A 21,010-nucleotide genomic window follows, 5' to 3' on the forward strand; every position below is an offset into this window, starting at 1 on the left:
ATGCCAAAACGCACCGACATCTCCTCCATCCTCGTCATCGGCGCGGGGCCGATCGTGATCGGCCAGGCCTGCGAGTTCGATTATTCGGGCGTGCAGGCGATCAAGGCGCTGCGCGAGGAAGGCTACCGCATCGTGCTGGTCAATTCGAACCCGGCGACGATCATGACCGATCCCGAACTGGCCGACGCGACCTATGTCGAGCCGATCACCCCCGCGATCGTCGCCAAGATCATCGAGAAGGAGCGGCCCGACGCCGTCCTGCCGACGATGGGCGGGCAGACCGCGCTCAACACCGCGCTCACGCTCTACAATGACGGCACGCTCGAGAAGTTCGGCGTGCAGATGATCGGCGCCGATGCCGCCGCGATCGACAAGGCCGAGGACCGCCTCAAGTTCCGCGACGCGATGGACAAGATCGGGCTCGAATCCGCCCGCTCGGCGATCGCGCATACCGTCGAGGAGGCGCTCGCCGGGCTCGAGAAGACCGGCTTGCCGTCGATTATCCGGCCAAGCTTCACGCTGGGCGGCACCGGCGGCGGTGTCGCGTACAACCGCGAGGAGTTCATCGCAATCGTGCGTTCGGGGCTCGACGCCTCGCCGACCACCGAGGTGCTGATCGAGGAATCGCTGCTCGGTTGGAAAGAATATGAGATGGAGGTCGTGCGCGACCGCCACGATAACTGCATCATCATCTGCTCGATCGAGAACGTCGATCCGATGGGCGTGCATACCGGCGATTCGATCACCGTCGCGCCCGCGCTGACGCTGACCGACAAGGAATACCAGATCATGCGCAACGCATCGATCGCGGTGTTGCGGGAAATCGGTGTGGAAACAGGCGGTTCCAACGTCCAGTTCGCAGTCAATCCGAAGGATGGCCGCCTCGTCGTCATCGAGATGAACCCGCGCGTGTCGCGTTCGTCGGCGCTGGCATCGAAGGCGACCGGCTTCCCGATCGCCAAGGTCGCGGCCAAGCTCGCGGTCGGCTACACGCTTGACGAGATCACCAACGACATCACCGGCGCGACGCCCGCATCGTTCGAGCCGACGATCGACTATGTCGTCACCAAGATACCGCGCTTCGCGTTCGAGAAGTTCAAGGGCGCGGAAGCCGTGCTGTCGACCGCGATGAAGTCGGTCGGCGAGGTGATGGCGATCGGTCGCAACATCCACGAATCAATGCAGAAGGCGCTGCGCGGGCTGGAGACCGGCCTCAGCGGCTTCAACATGGTCGAGCGCCTTTCGGGAGCGCCGCGTGCCGAAATCGAGGCGGCGCTCGCCACCGCCACGCCGGACCGGCTGCTGGTCGCAGCACAGGCGCTGCGCGAGGGCTTCACCGTCGCCGAGGTCCATGCGATCGCCAAGTACGATCCGTGGTTCCTGGAGCGGATCGCTGAGATCGTCCGCGCCGAAGAAGAAGTCTGCCACAACGGCCTGCCGCGCGATGCGGTGGGGATGCGCAAGCTGAAGGCGATGGGCTTCTCCGACAAGCGGCTCGCCTATCTGGCGCTCAAGTCGGCGAACCTGCGCGGTAACGAGCGCGGCATCGCGCACGGCTCTGGGCTGATCCACGAGGCGGTCAAGGCGATGACCGGCGGCGTCACCGAGGCGGAAGTGCGCGCGGCGCGCCACAAGCTCGGCGTCCGCCCGGTGTTCAAGCGCATCGACACCTGCGCGGCCGAGTTCGACGCCAAGACGCCGTACATGTATTCGACCTACGAGGCGCCCAGCTTCGGCGAGCCCGAGAACGAGGCCTATCCGTCCGACCGCAAGAAGGTGGTCATCCTCGGCGGCGGACCGAACCGGATCGGGCAGGGGATCGAGTTCGATTATTGCTGCTGCCACGCCTGCTTCGCGCTGGCGGATGCGGGCTATGAGACGATCATGGTCAACTGCAACCCGGAGACGGTGTCGACCGACTATGACACGTCGGACCGGCTCTACTTCGAGCCGCTCACGGCCGAGGACGTGCTGGAGATCCTCCATGTCGAGCAGCAGAACGGCACGCTCGCCGGCGTGATCGTGCAGTTCGGCGGGCAGACCCCGCTCAACCTCGCGCAGGCGTTACAGGATGCCGGCATCCCGATCCTCGGCACCTCGCCCGACGCGATCGACCTGGCGGAGGACCGCGAGCGGTTCGCGGCGATGGTCAACAAGCTGGGCTTACGCCAGCCCGCCAACGGCATCGCGCGCAGCCGCGACGAGGCGGTCGCGGTGGCGGAGCGGATCGGCTATCCGGTGCTGATGCGCCCGAGCTATGTGCTGGGTGGCCGCGCGATGGAGATCGTCGATTCGCTGGTGCAGCTCGACGACTATATCCAGACGGCGGTGCAGGTGTCAGGCACGTCGCCGGTGCTGATCGACCAGTATCTGCGCGACGCGATCGAGGTCGATGTCGATGCGATCTCGGACGGCACCGATGTGGTGGTCGCGGGCGTGCTCCAGCATATCGAGGAGGCGGGCGTCCACTCGGGCGACAGCGCCTGTTCGATCCCGCCGTACAGCTTGTCGGGCGAGATCATCGCCGAGATCGAGCGCCAGACGCGCGAGCTTGCGCACGCGCTGTCGGTGGTCGGGCTGATGAACATCCAGTTCGCGGTGAAGGACGGGCTGGTGTATCTCATCGAGGTCAACCCGCGCGCCAGCCGCACCGTGCCATTCGTCGCCAAGGCGATCGGCTCGCCGATCGCCAAGATCGCCGCGCGTGTGATGGCGGGCGAGAAGCTTGCCGATCTTCCCGCGATCGACCGCGACATTCCCTATTATGCGGTCAAGGAGGCGGTGTTCCCGTTCGCGCGCTTCCCCGGTGTCGATCCGGTGCTGTCGCCCGAGATGAAGTCGACCGGAGAGGTAATGGGGATCGACCCCGATTTCGCGATTGCCTTCGCCAAGGCGCAGCTTGGGGCGGGGACCGTGCTACCCAAGTCGGGCACCTTGTTCGTGAGCGTCAAGGACAGCGACAAGGCGGTGATCCTGCCGGCGATGCGGTTGCTCGCCGAACGGGATTTCACGATCGTCGCGACCGGCGGAACGGCCGATTTCCTCGATCGCAACGGCGTGCGCGTAGAGCGGGTCAACAAGGTCGCACAGGGGCGTCCGCACATCGTGGATCGCATCAAGGACGGCGGGATCGATCTGATCTTCAACACCACCGAAGGCTGGCAGAGCCTGAAGGACTCGCAACCGATCCGGGCGGCGGCGCTGTCGCAGCGCATTCCCTATTTCACCACGGCCTCTGCCGGAGTGGAGGCGGCACGGGCGATCGTGGCGCTGGCGACGCAAAACCTTGAAGTGCGGCCCTTGCAATCCTATTATTCCTGATCGCACGATTACTCCCCGACAGTTGAATGACGGTGCGGGTCGGCCCGAAAGGGTCGGCTTGGGGACAGATTTCGGGACGAAGGACTAAGGGATGGCGACCGTCGACAAGATGCCGATGTTGCAGGAGGGGTACGACACCCTCACCGCGCATTTGAAACAGCTGAAGGCGGAGCGCCCGCTCATCGTCGACGCCATCGAGGAAGCGCGCGCGCACGGCGATCTTTCGGAAAACGCGGAATATCACGCCGCCAAGGAACGCCAGGGCCAGATCGAAGCGTCGATCTCCGACATCGAGGACAAGCTGAGCCGTGCGCAGGTGATCGATCCGCGCGATCTGTCGGGTGACAAGGTCGTGTTCGGCGCGACCGTCACGCTGATGGACGAGGACGACAAGCCGGTGAAGTACCAGATCGTCGGCCAGACCGAGGCGGATGCCAAGGGTGGCCGTATCTCGTACAACTCGCCGCTCGGCCGTGCGCTGATCGGCCGCAAGGTCGAGGACGAGGTCGAGGTGACGGTGCCGTCTGGCGACCGGTATTACGTCGTGGAGAAGATTGAGTTTATCTAAGCGGCGGCGACGGGATCAGCGAAGCTGATCCCGAGCGCATTAGCCGCGCCCGGCCGGCGGCGCTCCAGCGCCGTCCGACGACGCGGGATTTACTCCCGCGTCGGGCTGTTGGGTGAAATACGTCCGCGCAAAGTACGTCGCCCCGACGCAGGCCGGGGCCGCTGCGTTTCGGGCACCCGGCCCGTATATCACACAGCGGCCCCGGCCTGCGCCGGGGCGACGATCTCGCGTCAAGCGCGCCGGCGGCAAAGCCGCCGTCGGTAGGGCTCGCTGGCGCGACCCGCCGTCCGGCCGAGGCGCTACGCGGCTTGAGCCGCGTACCGGCGTCGGCGTGGCGACGCCTGCGCCTTGGCAAAGCCGCCGTCGGTAGGGCTCGCTGGCGCGACCCGCCGTCCGGCCGAGGCGCTACGCGGCTTCAGCCGCGCACCGGCGTCGGCGTGGCGACGTCTGCGCCTCGGCTTTACGCGCCCGGTGCGAGCAGATCGGGCTCGAGCAGCCGATGCATGTGGACGATCACATACTTCATCTCGGCATCGTCGACGGTGCGCTGCGCTGCGGCGCGCCAGGCCTTCTCGGCACTGGCATAATCAGGGTAGATGCCGACGATGTCGAGCGAAGCGGTGTCGTTGAAATCGAGCGTCTGCGGATCGCTGACGCGGCCGCCGAAGACGAGGTGGAGTTTGCTCATGACCAATCTTTCGTGGGGAGACGATAACCCTTCTTAGAAGCGCACGCGCAGGAATCCAACCTGCTGCGTCGCAGCACGTCATGCGCGTCCGGCACGGTGCGTGCGAGTGATCGTCGCCGCCCTTGCGGTCTCAGATGCACGCCCAGCAGGCGGGATCAGAACACCGCCTTGCCGTCGCCGCCCAGCATCGCCTTGCGCACCAGCGGGATCGGTGGGCCGCCGAAGCTGAGGAAGGTGTCGTGGAACGCCTTCCACCCGGCGCGGCCGCCATGCTTTGCGGTCCAGTCGTCGCGCAGGCGGCGGATCATCAGCTTGCCCATCGTGTAGTTGAGGTACGCCGGATCATAGGTGCCGCGCGCCGATTGCTGACGGGCATTGCCTTCGTCCTGATAGCATTGCTCCACGAACATTTTCCGGGACTGTTCCTGAGTCATGCCGCGCGCGTGCAGTCCGATCGCAGACAGGAAGCGACAATCCCGCAGCAAGGCATTGGAAAGCTGGCCGATATGCGTCTCGGCATCGCCTTTGTGGAGGCCGGCATCCCACATCATCTCCTCGGCATAATGCGCCCAGCCTTCGGCGAACGCGTAGCCGACGAACAGCCGCCCGAACAATGACGGCGAATGGTTGGCGTGGCGGAACTGGAGGAAGTGGCCGGGCATCACCTCGTGTACGGTGGTGAACAGCAGGTCGGCCTTGCCGGGGATGAAGTCCGCCTGCATCTGCTTGCTCCACGTCGGGTCGGGCGGGGAGATGTAATAGACCGACGGCACGCCCTTCTCGAACGGCCCCGGCGGGTCGATATACGCGGAGTTCTGCCGGTTATAGGGCGGGCTCTCCTCGACCAGCGCCTGCTCGGCATCGGGGATCGAGACGATATCGTTGGCGAGCACGAAGGCGCGCAGTTCGGGGATCTGCTTGCGCGCTTCGGCGACGGGATCGTTGTTGGCGGGCTTGTCGGCGTTCATCCTGGCGACGCAGGCCGGCACCGTCGCACCGGGCGCATAGTGCGCACATGCCGCCGTCAGCGCGGTGCGGTTGCGCGCCAGATCGGCCTTGCCCGCCGCCTCCAGCGTGTCGAGCGGCACGTCGACGCCCTCGGTCATGCTCAGCATGCGCGAGAAGCGATCCGCGCCGAGCGCGAAGCCCTGCGTCTGCGTCGCGCGCTGGCTTTGCAGCCAGGTCGCGAGGTCGGCCATCGCTTTGGTCGCGGCGGCGGAGGTCTTGGCGAACTCGTCCTGAAGCGCGGGGCTCTTCACGCCCGCGAACGCCTTGCGCGCGTCACCGCTGTAATAATTGGCGAAACCTTTGAACGCGGCCACGCCGTAATCGATATAGCTCGTCGGCAGCGGCGTCTTCAAGTTGGCGCGGATGTTCGCCGCAGCCTGCGGGATCTTGTGGAGGAACGCGACCGTCGCGCGCATCCGCGTCGCGGGATCGGCGTAGTTGCGCGCGATATAGACGTTCGGATCGAGCCCATTGCCCACGTACCATGCGGGGTTGGTGTGCGGCTGGTCGGCATCCTCGAGCCAGAACAACTTCCCTTGCGCGACATTGACCAGATAGTCGCGTTCGAACGCGGCCTGTGTGTCGAGCTTGGCAGGGTCGAACGCCTTGGCCTTGGCGATCGCGTCGCGCAGGAAATCGCCTTGCCGCTTGAGCCCCGCGGCGCTCCAGTCGGACAGGCCGCCGTCGAAATCGTGCCGGCCCTGATAGACCGCGTCCGATGGCGAGACCTTGAACCACCCTTCGATGAAGGCATCCCGAAACCCCGGCCAGTTCGTCACCGGCAAGGGTGCGAGCGTCGCGGTGGCCGAGGGGGCGGGGGCCTTGGCGGTGCAGCCCATCAACGCGAGGGCGGTCGCGGCGGCGCTCGCCAGCCAGAGTTTACGCATGCACGCTCCTGATTCGGTCCGCGTGGATGCTGGCAGCTTGCGGCCCCGTGCGCCACCCCGGCGGAACGGGTGCGCCCTGCGGTACGTTCTGCCCGTCGGTCCGAACAGGAGACGATCAATGCCTTATATCAAGACGCGCGACGGCACCGATCTTTACGTGAAGGATTGGGGCAGCGGCCGCCCGGTCGTGCTGATCCACGGCTGGCCGCTCTCCGCCGACAGTTGGGACGCCCAGTCGCTCGCGCTTGCCGAGGCCGGTTTCCGCGCGATCTCCTACGACCGGCGCGGGTTCGGCCGCTCGGGCCAGCCGTTCACCGGCTATGATTACGACACGCTGAGCGACGATCTCGCCGACGTGCTGGCGGCGACCGGCGCCGAGGATGCGACGATCGTCGGCTTCTCGATGGGTGGCGGCGAGGTGGCGCGCTATATGAGCCGGCACGGCGGCAAGGGCGTGATCGGCGCTGGGCTGATCTCCTCGGTGGTGCCGTTCATGCCCAAGACGGACGACAATCCGCACGGTGCGCCGGTCGACCAGCTCAACGCCATCGCGGACGGTATCAAGCAGGATCGCTACGGCTTCTTCGCGACCTTCTTCAAACAGTTCTTCGGGGTCGGCTTCATCTCCTCGCCGGTGAGTGAGGAGGTGATCGAATGGGCGTGCCAGACCGCGAACATGGCGGGGCTAAAGCCAATCCTGGCCTGCGCGGAATCGTTCAGCTTCACCGATTTCCGGCCCGACCTGTCGGCGTTCCGCGTGCCGACGCTGGTCGTCCACGGCACCGCCGACAAGACCGTGCCGATCGACGCGACCGGCCGCGCGGCGGCAGCGGCGATCGACCAGTCGCAACTGGTGGAATATGACGGTGCGCCGCACGGCCTCACCATCACCGAAAGCGATCGTTTTACGCGCGACCTGCTGACGTTCCTCGGCCACCGCCCGGCGGTCGATGTGCCCGGTACGGTCGAGGAGGAGGTGCAGCGCGAGCAGTTCCTGCACCCGCAACTTGCGCCCATCGTGCCGTAAGGTGAAGGGTGGGGCGGCCACGCCGCCTCACCAGCGCCCCTCAGGTTTACTTGAGCGGGACGATCACCTCGTCCGGGTGCGCGACGTTCAGGTCCTTGCGCACCAGTTCGTCGACCATATCGGGATCGGCGTTCTTCGGGTCGAGCAGCGCGACGCGGTTCTTGAGCGTCTCGCGCTGTTTGGTAAGCAGCGCGAGCTCCGTCTTCTTGCGGGCGAGATGCTTCTCGATATCGCCGTAAGCGAGCGCGCCGTTCGGACCGATGATCGCATAGGCGCCAAAAAAGGCCCCCACCGTCAGCAGCGCTGCGGGCGGTCCCGCCTTGCGGAGGACCACCCGGAACGACGTCCGTTTCGGAGATGCACGCTTTACCATGCGCGGCATAATCGCGCATCGCGACTCGTGTATCAAGCCCGCCTTAACGATATTCTTTACGGAACGGGAAACTACTTACGCAGCACCGAACGCCCCGCGTAGAACGCCGCGTCGCCCAGTTCTTCCTCGATGCGGATAAGCTGGTTGTACTTGGCGAGCCGGTCCGAACGCGCGAGGCTGCCGGTCTTGATCTGCCCGCAATTGGTGGCGACGGCGAGATCGGCGATGGTCGCGTCCTCGGTCTCGCCCGAACGGTGCGACATGACGGCGGTGTAGCGCGCGCGCTGCGCCATCGACACTGCTTCGAGCGTTTCGGTCAGCGTGCCGATCTGGTTGACCTTGACCAGCAGCGAGTTGGCATAGCCGCCTTCGATACCGCGCTTGAGGCGCTTGGGATTGGTGACGAACAGATCGTCACCGACCAACTGGCATTTGTCGCCGATCAGATCGGTGAGCGCCTTCCAGCCCTCCCAATCGTCCTCGCTCATGCCGTCCTCGATCGAGAAGATCGGGTAGCGCGCGACCAGATCGCCGAGGTATGCGGCCATCTCGTGGCTGTCGAGGATCTTGCCCTCGCCCGAAATGTCGTACTTGCCGTTCTTGTAGAATTCGGTCGCGGCGCAATCGAGCGCGATCATCACGTCATCGCCGGGGGTGTAGCCGGCCTTTTCGATCGACGACATGATGAAGTCGAGCGCGTCGGTGGTGCTGGCGATGTTGGGCGCGAAGCCGCCTTCGTCGCCGACCGAGGTGGCGAGGCCCTTGTCGTGCAGGCCCTTCTTGAGCGTGTGGAAGATCTCCGAGCCGCAGCGCACCGCCTCGAGGATCGACGAAGCGCCGACCGGCACGATCATGAATTCCTGGAAATCGATCGGATTGTCAGCATGTTCGCCGCCGTTGATGATATTCATCATCGGCACCGGCAGCACGTGCGCCGAGACGCCGCCGACGTACTTGTAGAGCGGCATGCCACGCGCATCCGCCGCCGCCTTGGCGACCGCAAGGCTGACGCCGAGGATGGAGTTCGCGCCGAGCCGGCCCTTGTTCTCGGTCCCGTCGAGCGCGATCATCGCGGCATCGACATCGGCCTGATCCTCGGCATCCATGCCGATCACTTCCTCGGTGATCTCGTCGTTCACCGCGTCGATCGCGCCTTGCACGCCCTTGCCGCCCCAGCGGCTCTTGTCGCCGTCGCGGCGTTCGACCGCCTCGTGCGCGCCGGTCGATGCGCCCGAGGGCACGGCGGCACGGCCGAAGCTGCCGTCCTCCAGCATGACATCGACTTCGACGGTCGGGTTGCCCCGGCTGTCGACGATCTGGCGGGCATGGATGTCGATGATTGCGGTCACGAAACGATCCTTCTATCGTTGGCGTCAGGCGGCTGTCGCGCGGGCTCTATCGGCAATATCGGCCTGCTGCAATTCGCACCCGCAATGGAACCGCGCCTGCGCACGCAGGTTGAGCGAAAGACAGTTCAAGAAAGGGCATTCCATGGCCGAAGACAATGTGAACCAGCCGACACCCGAGGTTCTGAACGATCAGCCGATCGACGCCGAGCCGCTCGGGGCCAAGTCCGCGGGAAGCACGGGCGCGACGGGCGACACCGCCCAGCCCAACGCCACGCAGACGCTCAAGGACGGCGCGGCCAAGCTCGCCAAGGACGCGACCGACAAGGCGCGCGCCTATGCCGAGGACGGCAAGGCCCGCGCCGGTGGCGCACTCGACGAGCTGGCGCGGATGGTGTCGGACGCGGCCGGGCAGGTCGATGAGAAGGTCGGCCCGCAATACGGCCAGTACGCCCGCACCGCCGCGGACGCGATCACCAACATCTCGGACCAGATCAAGGCCAAGGAGATCGACGAACTGATCGAGGACGCGCGCGGCTTCGTCGCAAAAAGCCCCGCGATCGCGATCGGCGCGGCTGCGGCGATCGGGTTCGTGCTCGCCCGCCTCGTCAAGTCCGGACTTGAGCCGGACGCGGCGACGTCGCCGGTCGAGCAGGTCTGATCGTTCGGCGGCCGGGGGGATCCATGCCTGACAATATCGGCGATGAGGAGAGCATCGGGACTCTGGTCTCGAGGCTCGTAGAGGACGCCAAGACGTTCGCGCGCGCTCAGGTCGACCTGTACCGCGCGCAGGCGCTGAAGATCGTCGCGGACTACCAGACGGCGGTGATCCTGTGCGTGGTCGCGGTGATCCTCGCACATGCGGCGATCATCGCGCTGCTGGTCGGCATCATCATGAGCATCGCGCAGACGCTCGGGCCGATCTGGGCGACCGTCATCACGATCGGCGGCACGTTCGCCATCGCCGGATTGCTCGTGTGGGTCGCGTTGTCGATGATCCGCGCGGCAGGCGCGAAGGGCAAGGTGCGATGAGCGGCGCGGAGGACAATGTCGCGCTGGCGCGCGCGCGGGCGGATGCGGCGAAGGCGCAACTCGACCATTCGATCGCCGAGCTGCGCGAGCGGGTCGATCCGCGCACGCTGGCGCGGCATGCCACCGACGGTCTGCGCGAACAGGGCGAGGCGGCGGTCGCAGTGGCGCGGCGCAATCCCGGCATCGCTGCAGGTGCTGCGGCCGCGGCCGGGCTGCTGCTGATCCGCCGGCCGGTGATGGCGCTGTTCCGTCGCGGCAAGACGAAATCGGATACTCATACCACCCGCAAGGGAGCGAAAGGAAACCCGCAATGACCGATCACACCCATGACGCCGCGCGCACGGACGCCGGCAAGCACGGCGTGCGCGATACCATCGAGACCACGCTGGAGACGGTAAAGGATTCGGCGAGCAAGGCGTTGGCGACGGCGGGCGACACCGCACAGGAAACCGCGCGCAAGACCGCCGAGGGGATCGAGGCGAATCCGCTGTCGGTGCTCGTCGGCGGCGTCGCGCTCGGCGTGCTGGCGGGCGCGCTCATCCCGCGCGGCGAGAGCGAGACGCGGCTGCTCAAGCCGGTCGGTCGCCGCCTGACCGATGCCGCACGCGGGGCGACCGATGCCGCCAAGGTGGCGGGGCTCGCCGAACTCGATGGTCTCGGGCTCAGCCCGAACGCAGCCCGCGAAACCGCCGGCAAGCTGATCGAGGGGCTGATCAAGGCCATCACCACCGCCGGCGTCGCCGCGGCGAAAGGCGCGACCGGAAAGAACTGATCTGCCGCGCGGTGCGGCCACTTCGCCGCACCGCAACGGATTGCCCACTTGATCGTGAAACCAAATCGCGCACGGCGCGTTTGCGAGTGGATGAAGGGCGAAACTGTAACGGTTCGCTTTCGCAAGGGGGTAGAGCCGTTTGATTTCGCCGGGTTTCTCGACGAGTTGGTTAGCGATTGCCGTGATGGGCGTCGCGCCGCAACAGGTACAGCCCGCACAGACGCCGGCGGTCCAGCAACCGGTCGATCCCGCTGCCGAGCAGCCGATCGTCCCGGACAGCGATTTCAACAAGGCGCTGCCGCCGCTCAGCAGCGACATCAACGCGCCGCTTGAGCCGATGTCGCTGGAGCCGGTCGGCAGCCAGCCGCCCGCACCGGCTGCGACGCCGCCGGCCACCACTCCGCCTGTCGCCGCGCAGGTTGCCCCGGCCGGGATTGCCACGACGACTGCCGCGCCCGCTACGGCTCAGGCGACGTCGACGGAACTCGCGCAGCCGCTTCCGCCGCTCGCCACGTTCGATTCAACGCCGTTCGTCACCGTGGCGGACAAGGAGGAGAAGAACCCCGAAATCCGCTACGACACCGTGGTCAACGGGCTCGACAAGGTCGGGCTTGCCGACGACTTCAAGGCGCATTCGGCGCTCAAGAAAAGCAGCAAGGCCGCCAATGCCGCTGTCGTTTCGGCGCGCGCGCACGAGGATGAGGAACTGGCCGGGCGCGTGATGCGCTCGATGGGCTATTATGATGGAACGGCCGTCTCGACGATCGAGACGATCCCGAACGACAAGGGTCGCGTCCGCGCGATCATCAACGCGACGCCGGGCAAGCAATATCATCTCGATTCGGTGAAGGTCGTGTCCGATCCCACGGTCCCGCCCGATCTGATCGAGAAGGCGCTCGCGCTCAAGCCGGGCGATCCGATCGAAGCGGGCCGCGTGCAGGGCTCCGAAGCCAACGTCGCGCTGGTGCTGCCGCAGAACGGCTATCCCTTCGCCAAGGTCGGGCAGCGCGATATCTTGCTCGATGAGCTGACCACCACCGGCGCCTATACGCTGCCGGTCGATACCGGCGCCCGCTCGTCGTTCGGCGGCTACACCACCACCGGCAAGCTCGCGTTCGACGCGCACCATGTCGGTGTGCTCGCGCGCTTCAAGCCCGGCGAAATCTACGACAGCCGCAAGGTGGACGATCTGCGTCAGGCGCTGATCGCGACCGGGCTGTTCTCGACCGCCTCGGTCGAGCCGGTCAAGACCGACAAGCCCGGACCCGAGGGCACTCAGGTGGTCGATCTGCTGGTGCGCCAACAGGCCGGCCCGCCGCGTTCGCTCGCCGTAAGCGGCGGGTACAGCACGGGCGAAGGCTTCAAGCTGGTCGGAAGCTGGACACACCGCAATCTGTTCCCGCCTGAAGGCGCGCTGATCCTCGACCTGACGGGTGGTTCGCAGGAGCAGGGCGCGGGCGCGACCTTCAAGCGCTCGAACGCCGGCAAGCGCGATCGCACGTTCAGCTTCGGCGTGACGGCGGACCATTCCAACTACGATGCGTACAACGCCTTCACCGGCACCGTGTTCGCGCGCATCTCGTACGATTCCACGCCGATCTGGCAGAAGAAGTTCACCTGGGCACTTGGCGTCGAACTGACCGGCACCAACGAAAGCGTGTACGACTTCAGCAAGCCCGGCAACGTGCGGCGCACCTATTTCATCGCGGCGTTGCCGGGGCAGGCGCAGTGGGACACCACCGACAGCCTGCTCAACCCGACCAGGGGCTACCGCGTAAAGCTGAGCCTCAGCCCGGAGACCTCGATCCAGGGCAAGGCGAGCCCGTACATCCGCGCGCTGACCGAGGTGAGCGGCTATTACCCGATCACCGACAGCATCGTGCTCGCGGGTCGCGTGCGCGCCGCGTCGATCGACGGCATCTCGCGCGACGATCTCGCGCCATCGCGGCGCTATTACGGCGGCGGCGGCGGGTCGGTGCGCGGCTACGGCTATCAGCGGCTCGGGCCGTTCGACCCGAACGGCAACCCGGTCGGGGGGCGCTCGCTCAACGAGTTCTCGCTGGAGGCGCGGTATCGCTTCGGCAATTTCGGCATCGTACCGTTCTTCGATGGCGGCAACAGCTATGAAGGCAGCATCCCCAAGGGGAACGACCTGCGCTACGGCGCCGGCATCGGCGGCCGGTTCTACACCAATTTCGGCCCGCTGCGCTTCGACGTCGCGACGCCGCTCAACAAACGCAAGGGCGACGGTTTGATCGCACTCTACATCTCGATCGGGCAGGCGTTCTGATGGCGAGCGAAGCCCCCTCCGAGCAGGTGATCGTGGTCAAGCCGCCGCTCTGGCAGCGTATCGTGAAGTGGGTCGGCATCGCGCTGGCGGTGCTGGTACTGGCGGCGGTGGCGCTGGTGTTCGGCATCAACACGCAGCCGGGCCGGCGGTTCATCACCAATTACCTGAACGGCTACACGCTCGCGTCGGGGCTCAACGTGAAGGTCGGGCGCATCGACGGCTCGATCTACGGCGCAATGGTGCTGCGCGACGTGCGGGTGAGCGACACCAAGGGCGTGTTCCTGACGTCGCCGGCGATCGCGGTCGACTGGCGCCCGTTCGCGTTCGTCAACAACCATGCCGACGTGCGCAGCGCCTCGGCCGCGCTCATCACGCTTGCGCGCGCGCCCGTGCTGAAGGCGACGCCGAGCGATCCCAATGCGCCCACGCTGCCGAGCATGGACATTGACGTCGGCCGGCTGAAGATCGACCGGTTCGTCGTGCAAAAACCGGTGACGGGCCAGACCCACATCATCGGCATCGACGGCGTGGCGCACATCGCCGACCGGCGCGCGCAGGTGACGGCGAACGTCGCGGCGGTGGCGGCGCAGGGCGTCGCCGGTGGCGACCGGCTCGCGCTCAAGCTCGATGCGGTGCCCGACGACGACAAGCTCGACATCGACGCGAAGCTGAACGCGCCCGCCGGCGGCGTGGTTGCGACGCTCGCCAAGCTGGGCGCGCCGCTCGACATGACGATCGGCGGCAAGGGCAGTTGGAAGGCGTGGAGCGGCAAGGTGTCCGGCACGCTCGGCGGCTCCTCGCTCGCCGATCTGACGCTGACCGCCAACAACGGCACGTTCAAGCTGCGCGGCAACGCGCATCCCGGCCTGTACCCGGGCGGTGCCCCGAAGGACAAGGCGACGCCCGTCAACCCGGTCGCCGCGCTGACCGCGCCGCAGCTCGACATCGCACTCGATGCGACGATGAACAAGCGCGTCGTCGATACGATGCTGACGCTCAAATCTGATGCGCTCGCGGTGGCGGGGCAGGGGCGGATCGACCTTGCCGCCAGCAAGTTCGGGCAGATGAAGGTGTCCGCCAAGCTGCTGCGGCCCGGCGTGATCGCGCCCAACCTCAACGGCCGCGATGTGGCGGCGAACGTCGTGCTCGACGGGCCGTTTGCCACCCCGACCGTCAATTATGTGGTGCAGGGCGCGCAGATCGGCTTCGGCGCGATCCGGGTCGACAATGTCTATGCCTCGGGGCTGGCGACGGTCGATGCCAACCACATCCTGATCCCGGTCAACGCGCGTGCCGCACGCGTGGTCGGGCTGAACGCGATGGCGGGCGGGCTGCTCCAGAACGTCGCGATCAACGGCAACTTCGCCATATCCGGCGGCAAGGTGCTGTCCGACAATCTGCGGATCCGCTCGTCCAAGATCGACGCGGCCGCGCTGGTCGTCGCCGATCTCGCGACCGGCATGTATCGCGGCGCGCTCAACGGCAAGGTCAACAACTACCGGGTCGAAGGGTTCGGTATCGTCAGCGTCGCGACCAACGCCAAACTGGTGACCGCGCCCAAGGGCGGCTTCGGCATCACCGGGCATGTCGTCGCGAGCACGTCGCAGATCTTCAACGAAGGCGCACGCAACTTCCTTGGCGGCAATGCCATCGTGAAGGCGGACGTCGGCTATGCGCCCGACGGGATCATCACCTTCCGCAACCTGAAGCTCGCGGCGCCCGATTTCCAGGTGACGCGCGGCGAGGGGCGCTACGATCCGGCGGGACCGTTGCTGGTCAATGCCGACGCGTTCTCCAAACAATATGGCCCGCTTACCGCGCGCGTGACCGGCACCGTGGCGAAGCCGGTCGTGCTGTTGCGCGCACCCCGTCCGGGCGTCGGCGTCGGGCTCGTCAACCTCGAAGCGCAGGTGCGCGGCACCGGCTCGGCCTATGCGATCGTCGCGAAAGGCGGAACGAATTACGGGCCGTTCACCGCCGATGTGCTCGCCGCGACCGCGCCGACGCTGACGGTGGATATCCACCGCGTCCAGTTCGCCGGTGTCGTCGCCAGCGGCAAGGTCCAGCAACTGAAGGCGGGGCCGTTCGCCGGCCGCGTCCAGTTCGCCGGCTCCGGCATCAACGGTGCGGCGGTGCTGGGCGGGCAGGGTTCGGTGCAGCGCGCCGACGTCGCCGCGACCGCGTCCAACGCCAAGATCCCCGGCGCGACCGAGTTCACGATCGGCCGCGCGATCATCAAGGCGCAGGCGATCCTCTATCCCAAGGCGCCGCAAATCATCGCGGACGCGCAGATCGGCAACTTCCGCTACGGCGCGGCGGTCATCACCGCGGCGCGTGCGAAGGTGAACTACGCGGGCGGCTCGGGCACCGCGCAACTGCTCGCCAACGGGTCGAGCGGGGTGCCGTTCCGGCTTGCCGCCAACGCCAGGCTCAGCCCGACCTTGTGGCTGGCGGCGTTGCAGGGGCAGGCCAACGGCATCGACTTCAAGACGGCAAGCCCCGCGCGCATCGCGATCGCCGGCAGCACCTACACGCTCCAGCCGACCCGGCTCGATTTCGGCAGCGCCGGCTCGGGCGGATCGGCGCGGCTCGCCGGCAGCTACGGCAAGGGCATGAACGTGCAGGCGCGGCTCGACCGGATGGACCTGTCGATGGTCAATGCGCTGGTGCCGAACCTCGGCCTTGGCGGCACCGCGAGCGGCGGCGTCGACTTCAGGCAGCCGTCGGGCGCAAGCTTCCCGACCGCCAATGCGCAGCTGCGGATCGCGAACTTCACGCGTGCCAGCCTCGCTTCGGTGTCCGAGCCGGTCGATATAGTCTTCTCGGGCAAGCTGTTGCAGGATGGCGGCGATGCGCGCGCGCTCGTCACGCGCGCCGGCACCACCGTCGGTCGCATGGTGGCGACGCTCAGGCCGCTGCCGTCGAGTTCGGGGAGCTGGTCGAGCCGGTTGATGGCCGCGCCGCTCGCTGGCGGCATCCGCTACAACGGCCCTTCGGCGGTGCTGTTCTCGCTCGCGGGCATGGCGCAGCAGCAACTGAGCGGCCCGATCGCGATCGCGGCCGATTTCTCCGGCCGCGTCTCGGCGCCGCAACTGAATGGCCTGATCCGCGCGGACAACCTCACCTACGACAATGACGTCTATGGGACGCGGCTGACCAACATCCGGATCGCGGGGCGGTTCACCAACGACCGGCTCGAGATCACGCAGGTCAACGCCAAGGCGGGCAACGGCACGGTGCAGGCGCAGGGGTCGGTCGGGTTCGCGGCGGATTCGGGCTTCCCGATCAATATCCAGGCGACGCTCAACAATGCGCAGCTTGCCAAGAGCGACGCGCTCGGCGCAACGGTGAGCGGCACGCTCGCCATCACCAACAGCAAGGCGGCCGGCGGCCAGATCAAGGGCGACCTGCGCATCCCCAACGCCCGCTACGAGATCGTGACGCAAGGTCAGGCCGACGTGCTCGAACTGACCGGCGTGCGCCGCAAGAGCGATCTGGTGAAGGCCGCCGCCGCGGGCGCGACCAAGCCTGCCGCAGGGCCACCGGGGCTGTTCGCGCTCGACATCCACATCCGCGCGCCCGAGCAGCTGTACGTGAGCGGCATGGGGCTGGAGTCCGAATGGTCGGCGGATATGCGGGTGAGCGGCAGCTCGGCCGATCCCAAGATCGCCGGCAAGCTCCAGATCGTGCGCGGCACCTACACCTTCTCGGGCAAGCGCTTCGATATCGACCACGGCATCGTCACCTTCAACGGTGGCCCGCTCGCGGACCCGACGCTCGACATCAGCGCGACCACGACGGTGGACTCGGTCTCGGCGATCATCGCGATCGGCGGCACGGGCCAGCATCCGCAGATCACCTTCACCTCGACGCCGACGTTACCGCAGGACGAGGTGCTCAGCCGGCTGCTGTTCGGCACGTCCGTCACCGATTTGTCGGCGACCGAGGCGATCCAGCTTGCGGCGGCGCTCAACTCGCTGCGCGGCAGCGGTGGCGGCGGTCTCAACCCGCTCGGCAAGCTGCGCTCGGCGACCGGGTTCGACCGGCTGCGCATCGTCGGCGGCGACAAGACCACCGGGCAGGGCACCAGCCTCGCGGCGGGCAAGTACATCACCAAGAACATCTATGTGGAGATCATCACCGACGCGAAGGGCTACACCGCGACCCAGCTCGAGGTAGCGCTGGCGAAGGGGCTGAGCGCCCTGTCGCAGGCGGGCACGTTCGGCGGATCGAACCTCAGCGTGCGTTACAAGAAGGATTACTGATCGCGCCGCATGCCCCTATGGGGGCGGCGTGACCGTAGAGCATTTCGATGTAGTGGTGGTGGGCGCCGGGCTGTCGGGCATCGGCGCCGGCTATCATCTCCAGACCCGCTGCCCCGACCGCAGCTACCTGATCCTCGAAGGCCGCAACACGATCGGCGGCACCTGGGATCTGTTCCGCTATCCCGGCGTGCGATCCGATTCGGATATGTTCACGCTCGGCTACGGCTTCCGGCCCTGGCCCGGAGCGAAAGCGATCGCCGATGGCGCATCGATCCGCGACTATATCCGCGATACCGCGCAGGCGTTCGGGATCGACCGGCACATCCGCTTCGGCCACCGCGTGCGCAGCGCCGCCTGGTCGAGCGCCGAGGCGTGCTGGACGGTTTCGGTCGACGGACCGGAGGGGCCGGTGCGGTTCACCTGCGGCTTCCTGTTCCTGTGCAGCGGCTATTATAACTATGCACGCGGTCACGCCCCCGCGTTCGCGAATGCGGAGGCATTCGCCGGACGCGTCGTCCACCCGCAATTCTGGCCCGAGAATCTCGACGTCGCCGGCAAACGCGTGATCGTGATCGGCAGCGGCGCGACCGCGGTGACATTGGTGCCCGCGCTTGCAGAAAGAGGCGCGCACGTCACCATGCTCCAGCGTTCGCCGAGCTATGTCGTGTCGCTGCCCGCAGAGGACACGTTCGCGCGGCGGGTGCGCGCGCTGCTGCCGGGCAGGCTCGCGCACGGGATCATCCGCGCGCGCAGCATTCTGGTGCAGATGGCGTTCTACAATCTGGCGCGGTGGCAGCCCGTCAAGACGCGCGAGCGGATCGCTGCAATGGCGCAGCACCGACTGGGTGCGGATTATGACGTCGCGACGCATTTCACGCCGCGCTACGCCCCGTGGGACCAGCGCATGTGTCTCGTCCCCGACGGCGATCTGTTCGCGGCGATCCGCGCGGGCAAGGCCGATGTCGTTACCGACGAGGTCGCCGCCTTCACGCCGCACGGGGTGGCGCTCGCGTCCGGTGCCGAACTGCCCGCGGACATCATCGTCACCGCAACCGGGCTGGAAATCCTGCTGCTCGGCGGCATGGAGCTCAGCGTGGATGGCGCGGCGGTCGATCTGGCGACGCGCTACAGCTACAGGGGGCTCATGTTCAGCGGCGTGCCGAACCTCGCGCTGGTGTTCGGCTATACCAACGCCTCCTGGACGCTGAAGGCCGATCTCGTCAGCGGCTATGTCTGCCGCCTACTCAACGCCATGCGGCGGCGCGGCATGCGTCAGGTCACGCCGCAGCCGGGTGAAACGCCGCTCACGCCGCTGCCGTTCGTGGATTTCACCTCCGGTTACGTCACACGTGCGGCGGCCAAATTCCCGAAGCAGGGCAATCGTCGGCCATGGCGCGTGCGGCAGAACTACCTTGCCGACATGGTTGCGCTCCGGTTCGGGCGGGTCGCCACGGACATGCTGTTTTCCAACCCGGAGCCGCGTGAAGATTAGTTTACGAGATAAGGAACCGTTTGGTTCGGGTCTCGTTTAGCAAAACGCTCCCGCACTGCACAAAGACGTTGCTCGGTTCGTTCGAACGAACTAGAGCCGGCGCGGTGGTTCAGGAACGTCTCCTCGACAGTGCGATTCGCGAATTCGGCGAGAAGGGTCTCGACGGCGCGAGCACGCGCGGCATCGCCAGTGCGGCAGGCACGGCGATGTCGTCGATCACCTATCATTACGGCAGCAAGGAGGGGCTGTACCTCGCGGTTGCCGATCACGTCGCCGACCAGATGGCGCGCGAGATGCTGCCCCTGCTAGACCGTGACGACACCGCCGCGCTCGGCGATCCGGTGGCGGCGCGTGCGAAGATCCATCGCATCCTTGCCGCGATCGCCGGGCGGATGATGGGCGAGAAATCGGCCGCCGTCTCCATGTTCATCATGCGCGAACATCTCCGGCCCGGCGCGGCGTTCGACCGATTGTACGATACGGTGATGGGACAGGTGCTCGAAGATCTCGCCGCGCTGGTGTCCGTCGCGACCGGCGTACCTGTCGGCGAACGCGCGCGGATCGCGACCTTCCTGATGGCCGCGCAGGTTTTCTCGCTCCGCTCCTCCCGCGGCACGTTGCTGCGGATCGCGGGCGAGCCCACCATCGACGGCTCCTTCGCCGAGGAGCTGACGCATCTCATTTCCCTCAGCACGGACGCTTTGCTCGACCGGCTGAGTGCCGACCGCCAGGAGACCGCATGACCGAAGATCAGGCCCCGGACACCGGCGGATCGGACGACCACGAGGACCGCAAGGACGATCGTCGCGACCAGCAGGGGGGCGACGCGAAATCCTCAGGCAAGCGCGACGACAAGGATGCGCAGGACGACGGCGATGACGCGCCGAAGAAGCCCTCGCTCGTTCAGCGGCCGCTGTTCTGGTTCATCGTCATCGCAGTCGTCGCCGTCATCGCGATCGTCGGCGTGTTCTACTTCCTCGATGCGCGGCAGTATGAATCGACCGACGACGCGTTCGTCGATGCGCATATCGTCCGCATCGCCCCCAACGTCGCGGGCACGCTGATCCAGGTCGCCGATCTCGACAATCGCCATGTCGAGCCCGGTCGCCTGCTCGCGGTGATCCAGCCCAACGGCCCCGAGGCGTCGCTCGCGGAAGCACAGGCGAACGTCAGCCAGGCGCAGGCGCAGGCGGAGCAATCGCGCGCGCAGGTCGTCGCCGCACAGGCTGCTGCCGCGAAGGCCGAGGAACAGGCGCGCGGGCCGCTCGCCGATGCGCAGAAGGCGGCGCAGGATCTCGCCCGTTACGAACAGCTCCAGCGTATCGACCCGCAGGCGGTCGCTGGGCAGCAGCTCGATCAGGCGCGTGCGACCGCGCGTTCCGCCGCCGCCAACGCCGCCGCCGCGCGCCGCGAGATCACCAGCGCGCAGGCGCAGGTCGAGGTTGCGCGGCGTCAGGTCGCCGCTTCGCAAGCGGTGATCGCCGCGCGGCAGGCGCAGGTGAAACAGGCGAACGTCACGATCGGTTATCTGCGCCTTACCGCGCCGGTGGCGGGGCAGGTGGTCAACCGTCAGGTCAACCTCGGCTCCTACGTGGGGCCGGGTACGCAGTTGATGGCGATCGTGCCCGATCACGTTTGGATCACGGCGAACTTCAAGGAAACGCAGCTTCGCGACATGAAGATCGGCCAGCCGGTCGAGATCAAGGTCGATGCCTATCCCGACATCAAGTTCCACGGCCATGTCGACTCGGTCCAGCGCGGGGCGGGGCAGGCGTTCGCGCTGTTGCCGCCGCAGAATGCGACCGGCAATTACGTCAAGGTGGTGCAGCGCGTGCCGGTCCGCATCGAGTTCGACCAGAACGGCAAGGATGCGCCCAACCCGCGCAAATATCCGATCGGTCCCGGCATGTCGGTCGTCCCCACCGTCAAGGTGCGCTGAAC

General features: G+C 66.9%; 16 protein-coding genes. 12 read left to right on the forward strand and 4 right to left on the reverse strand.

Annotated features, from left to right (window positions below):
* Both carB and greA read left to right on the forward strand, forming a co-directional pair.
* Complete coding sequence (carB, locus tag AC3ANX_RS08090) at positions 1-3,321, forward strand: carbamoyl-phosphate synthase large subunit (protein WP_488336482.1); 3,321 nt, start codon at positions 1-3, stop codon at positions 3,319-3,321.
* A 91-nt stretch (positions 3,322-3,412) separates the two neighbouring features.
* On the forward strand, positions 3,413-3,889 hold the full coding sequence (gene greA, locus AC3ANX_RS08095) for a transcription elongation factor GreA (protein WP_488336483.1): 477 nt from the start codon (positions 3,413-3,415) through the stop codon (positions 3,887-3,889).
* 460 nt (positions 3,890-4,349) lie between these two features.
* Here the strand turns inward: greA and AC3ANX_RS08100 are convergent, their stop codons facing one another.
* Positions 4,350-4,577: a DUF4170 domain-containing protein gene (locus tag AC3ANX_RS08100; protein WP_488336484.1), complete on the reverse strand. Its 228-nt coding sequence runs from the start codon at positions 4,575-4,577 to the stop codon at positions 4,350-4,352.
* Between the two features lie 155 nt (positions 4,578-4,732).
* Positions 4,733-6,472 (reverse strand): DUF885 domain-containing protein, encoded by a 1,740-nt coding sequence (locus AC3ANX_RS08105; protein ID WP_488336485.1) that lies wholly within the window; start codon positions 6,470-6,472, stop codon positions 4,733-4,735.
* A gap of 118 nt (positions 6,473-6,590) precedes the next feature.
* On the opposite strand from AC3ANX_RS08105, the gene AC3ANX_RS08110 reads away from it, so the two are divergent.
* Positions 6,591-7,499: an alpha/beta fold hydrolase gene (locus AC3ANX_RS08110; RefSeq protein WP_488336486.1), complete on the forward strand. Its 909-nt coding sequence runs from the start codon at positions 6,591-6,593 to the stop codon at positions 7,497-7,499.
* Between the two features lie 46 nt (positions 7,500-7,545).
* Here AC3ANX_RS08110 and AC3ANX_RS08115 read toward each other — a convergent pair whose 3' ends face one another.
* Positions 7,546-7,872 (reverse strand): FtsB family cell division protein, encoded by a 327-nt coding sequence (locus AC3ANX_RS08115; protein ID WP_488336487.1) that lies wholly within the window; start codon positions 7,870-7,872, stop codon positions 7,546-7,548.
* 71 nt (positions 7,873-7,943) lie between these two features.
* Positions 7,944-9,221: a phosphopyruvate hydratase gene (gene eno, locus AC3ANX_RS08120; RefSeq protein ID WP_488336488.1), complete on the reverse strand. Its 1,278-nt coding sequence runs from the start codon at positions 9,219-9,221 to the stop codon at positions 7,944-7,946.
* A gap of 142 nt (positions 9,222-9,363) precedes the next feature.
* On the opposite strand from eno, the gene AC3ANX_RS08125 reads away from it, so the two are divergent.
* From AC3ANX_RS08125 to AC3ANX_RS08165, 9 genes are all read left to right on the forward strand, one after another.
* Complete coding sequence (locus tag AC3ANX_RS08125; RefSeq protein WP_488336489.1) at positions 9,364-9,879, forward strand: hypothetical protein; 516 nt, start codon at positions 9,364-9,366, stop codon at positions 9,877-9,879.
* Positions 9,880-9,902: 23 nt separating this feature from the next.
* Complete coding sequence (locus tag AC3ANX_RS08130) at positions 9,903-10,250, forward strand: phage holin family protein (protein ID WP_488336490.1); 348 nt, start codon at positions 9,903-9,905, stop codon at positions 10,248-10,250.
* Entirely contained in the window at positions 10,247-10,564 is a 318-nt protein-coding gene (locus tag AC3ANX_RS08135; RefSeq protein ID WP_488336491.1) for a DUF3618 domain-containing protein, read from the forward strand. The genes AC3ANX_RS08130 and AC3ANX_RS08135 overlap by 4 nt, the downstream gene beginning before the upstream one ends.
* On the forward strand, positions 10,561-11,022 hold the full coding sequence (locus tag AC3ANX_RS08140) for a hypothetical protein (protein ID WP_488336492.1): 462 nt from the start codon (positions 10,561-10,563) through the stop codon (positions 11,020-11,022). Before AC3ANX_RS08135 ends, AC3ANX_RS08140 begins: the two co-directional genes overlap by 4 nt.
* Before the next feature lie 184 nt (positions 11,023-11,206).
* On the forward strand, positions 11,207-13,312 hold the full coding sequence (locus AC3ANX_RS08145; RefSeq protein WP_488336493.1) for an autotransporter assembly complex protein TamA: 2,106 nt from the start codon (positions 11,207-11,209) through the stop codon (positions 13,310-13,312).
* Positions 13,312-17,577: a translocation/assembly module TamB domain-containing protein gene (locus tag AC3ANX_RS08150; RefSeq protein ID WP_488336494.1), complete on the forward strand. Its 4,266-nt coding sequence runs from the start codon at positions 13,312-13,314 to the stop codon at positions 17,575-17,577. Before AC3ANX_RS08145 ends, AC3ANX_RS08150 begins: the two co-directional genes overlap by 1 nt.
* Before the next feature lie 28 nt (positions 17,578-17,605).
* Entirely contained in the window at positions 17,606-19,069 is a 1,464-nt protein-coding gene (locus AC3ANX_RS08155) for a flavin-containing monooxygenase (RefSeq protein ID WP_488336495.1), read from the forward strand.
* Positions 19,070-19,173: 104 nt separating this feature from the next.
* Positions 19,174-19,812 carry a CerR family C-terminal domain-containing protein gene (locus AC3ANX_RS08160; protein ID WP_488336496.1) on the forward strand — a complete coding sequence of 213 codons (639 nt, stop codon included), beginning with the start codon at positions 19,174-19,176 and terminating at the stop codon, positions 19,810-19,812.
* Positions 19,809-21,008, forward strand: coding sequence for an HlyD family secretion protein (locus AC3ANX_RS08165; RefSeq protein ID WP_488336497.1), 1,200 nt, complete (start codon positions 19,809-19,811; stop codon positions 21,006-21,008). Before AC3ANX_RS08160 ends, AC3ANX_RS08165 begins: the two co-directional genes overlap by 4 nt.
* Positions 21,009-21,010: the final 2 nt, after the last annotated feature.

The organism is Sphingomonas sp. BRN-1R (genome assembly GCF_057748035.1).

Bases quoted from the DNA above. Each gene is read 5' to 3' on its own strand.
- carB (WP_488336482.1), top strand. From the start codon at position 1: ATGCCAAAACGCACCGACATCTCCTCCATCCTCGTCATCGGCGCGGGG.
- greA (WP_488336483.1), top strand. From the start codon at position 3,413: ATGGCGACCGTCGACAAGATGCCGATGTTGCAGGAGGGGTACGACACC.
- AC3ANX_RS08100 (WP_488336484.1), bottom strand. From the start codon at position 4,577: ATGAGCAAACTCCACCTCGTCTTCGGCGGCCGCGTCAGCGATCCGCAG.
- AC3ANX_RS08105 (WP_488336485.1), bottom strand. From the start codon at position 6,472: ATGCGTAAACTCTGGCTGGCGAGCGCCGCCGCGACCGCCCTCGCGTTG.
- AC3ANX_RS08110 (WP_488336486.1), top strand. From the start codon at position 6,591: ATGCCTTATATCAAGACGCGCGACGGCACCGATCTTTACGTGAAGGAT.
- AC3ANX_RS08115 (WP_488336487.1), bottom strand. From the start codon at position 7,872: ATGGTAAAGCGTGCATCTCCGAAACGGACGTCGTTCCGGGTGGTCCTC.
- AC3ANX_RS08125 (WP_488336489.1), top strand. From the start codon at position 9,364: ATGGCCGAAGACAATGTGAACCAGCCGACACCCGAGGTTCTGAACGAT.
- AC3ANX_RS08130 (WP_488336490.1), top strand. From the start codon at position 9,903: ATGCCTGACAATATCGGCGATGAGGAGAGCATCGGGACTCTGGTCTCG.
- AC3ANX_RS08135 (WP_488336491.1), top strand. From the start codon at position 10,247: ATGAGCGGCGCGGAGGACAATGTCGCGCTGGCGCGCGCGCGGGCGGAT.
- AC3ANX_RS08140 (WP_488336492.1), top strand. From the start codon at position 10,561: ATGACCGATCACACCCATGACGCCGCGCGCACGGACGCCGGCAAGCAC.
- AC3ANX_RS08145 (WP_488336493.1), top strand. From the start codon at position 11,207: ATGGGCGTCGCGCCGCAACAGGTACAGCCCGCACAGACGCCGGCGGTC.
- AC3ANX_RS08150 (WP_488336494.1), top strand. From the start codon at position 13,312: ATGGCGAGCGAAGCCCCCTCCGAGCAGGTGATCGTGGTCAAGCCGCCG.
- AC3ANX_RS08165 (WP_488336497.1), top strand. From the start codon at position 19,809: ATGACCGAAGATCAGGCCCCGGACACCGGCGGATCGGACGACCACGAG.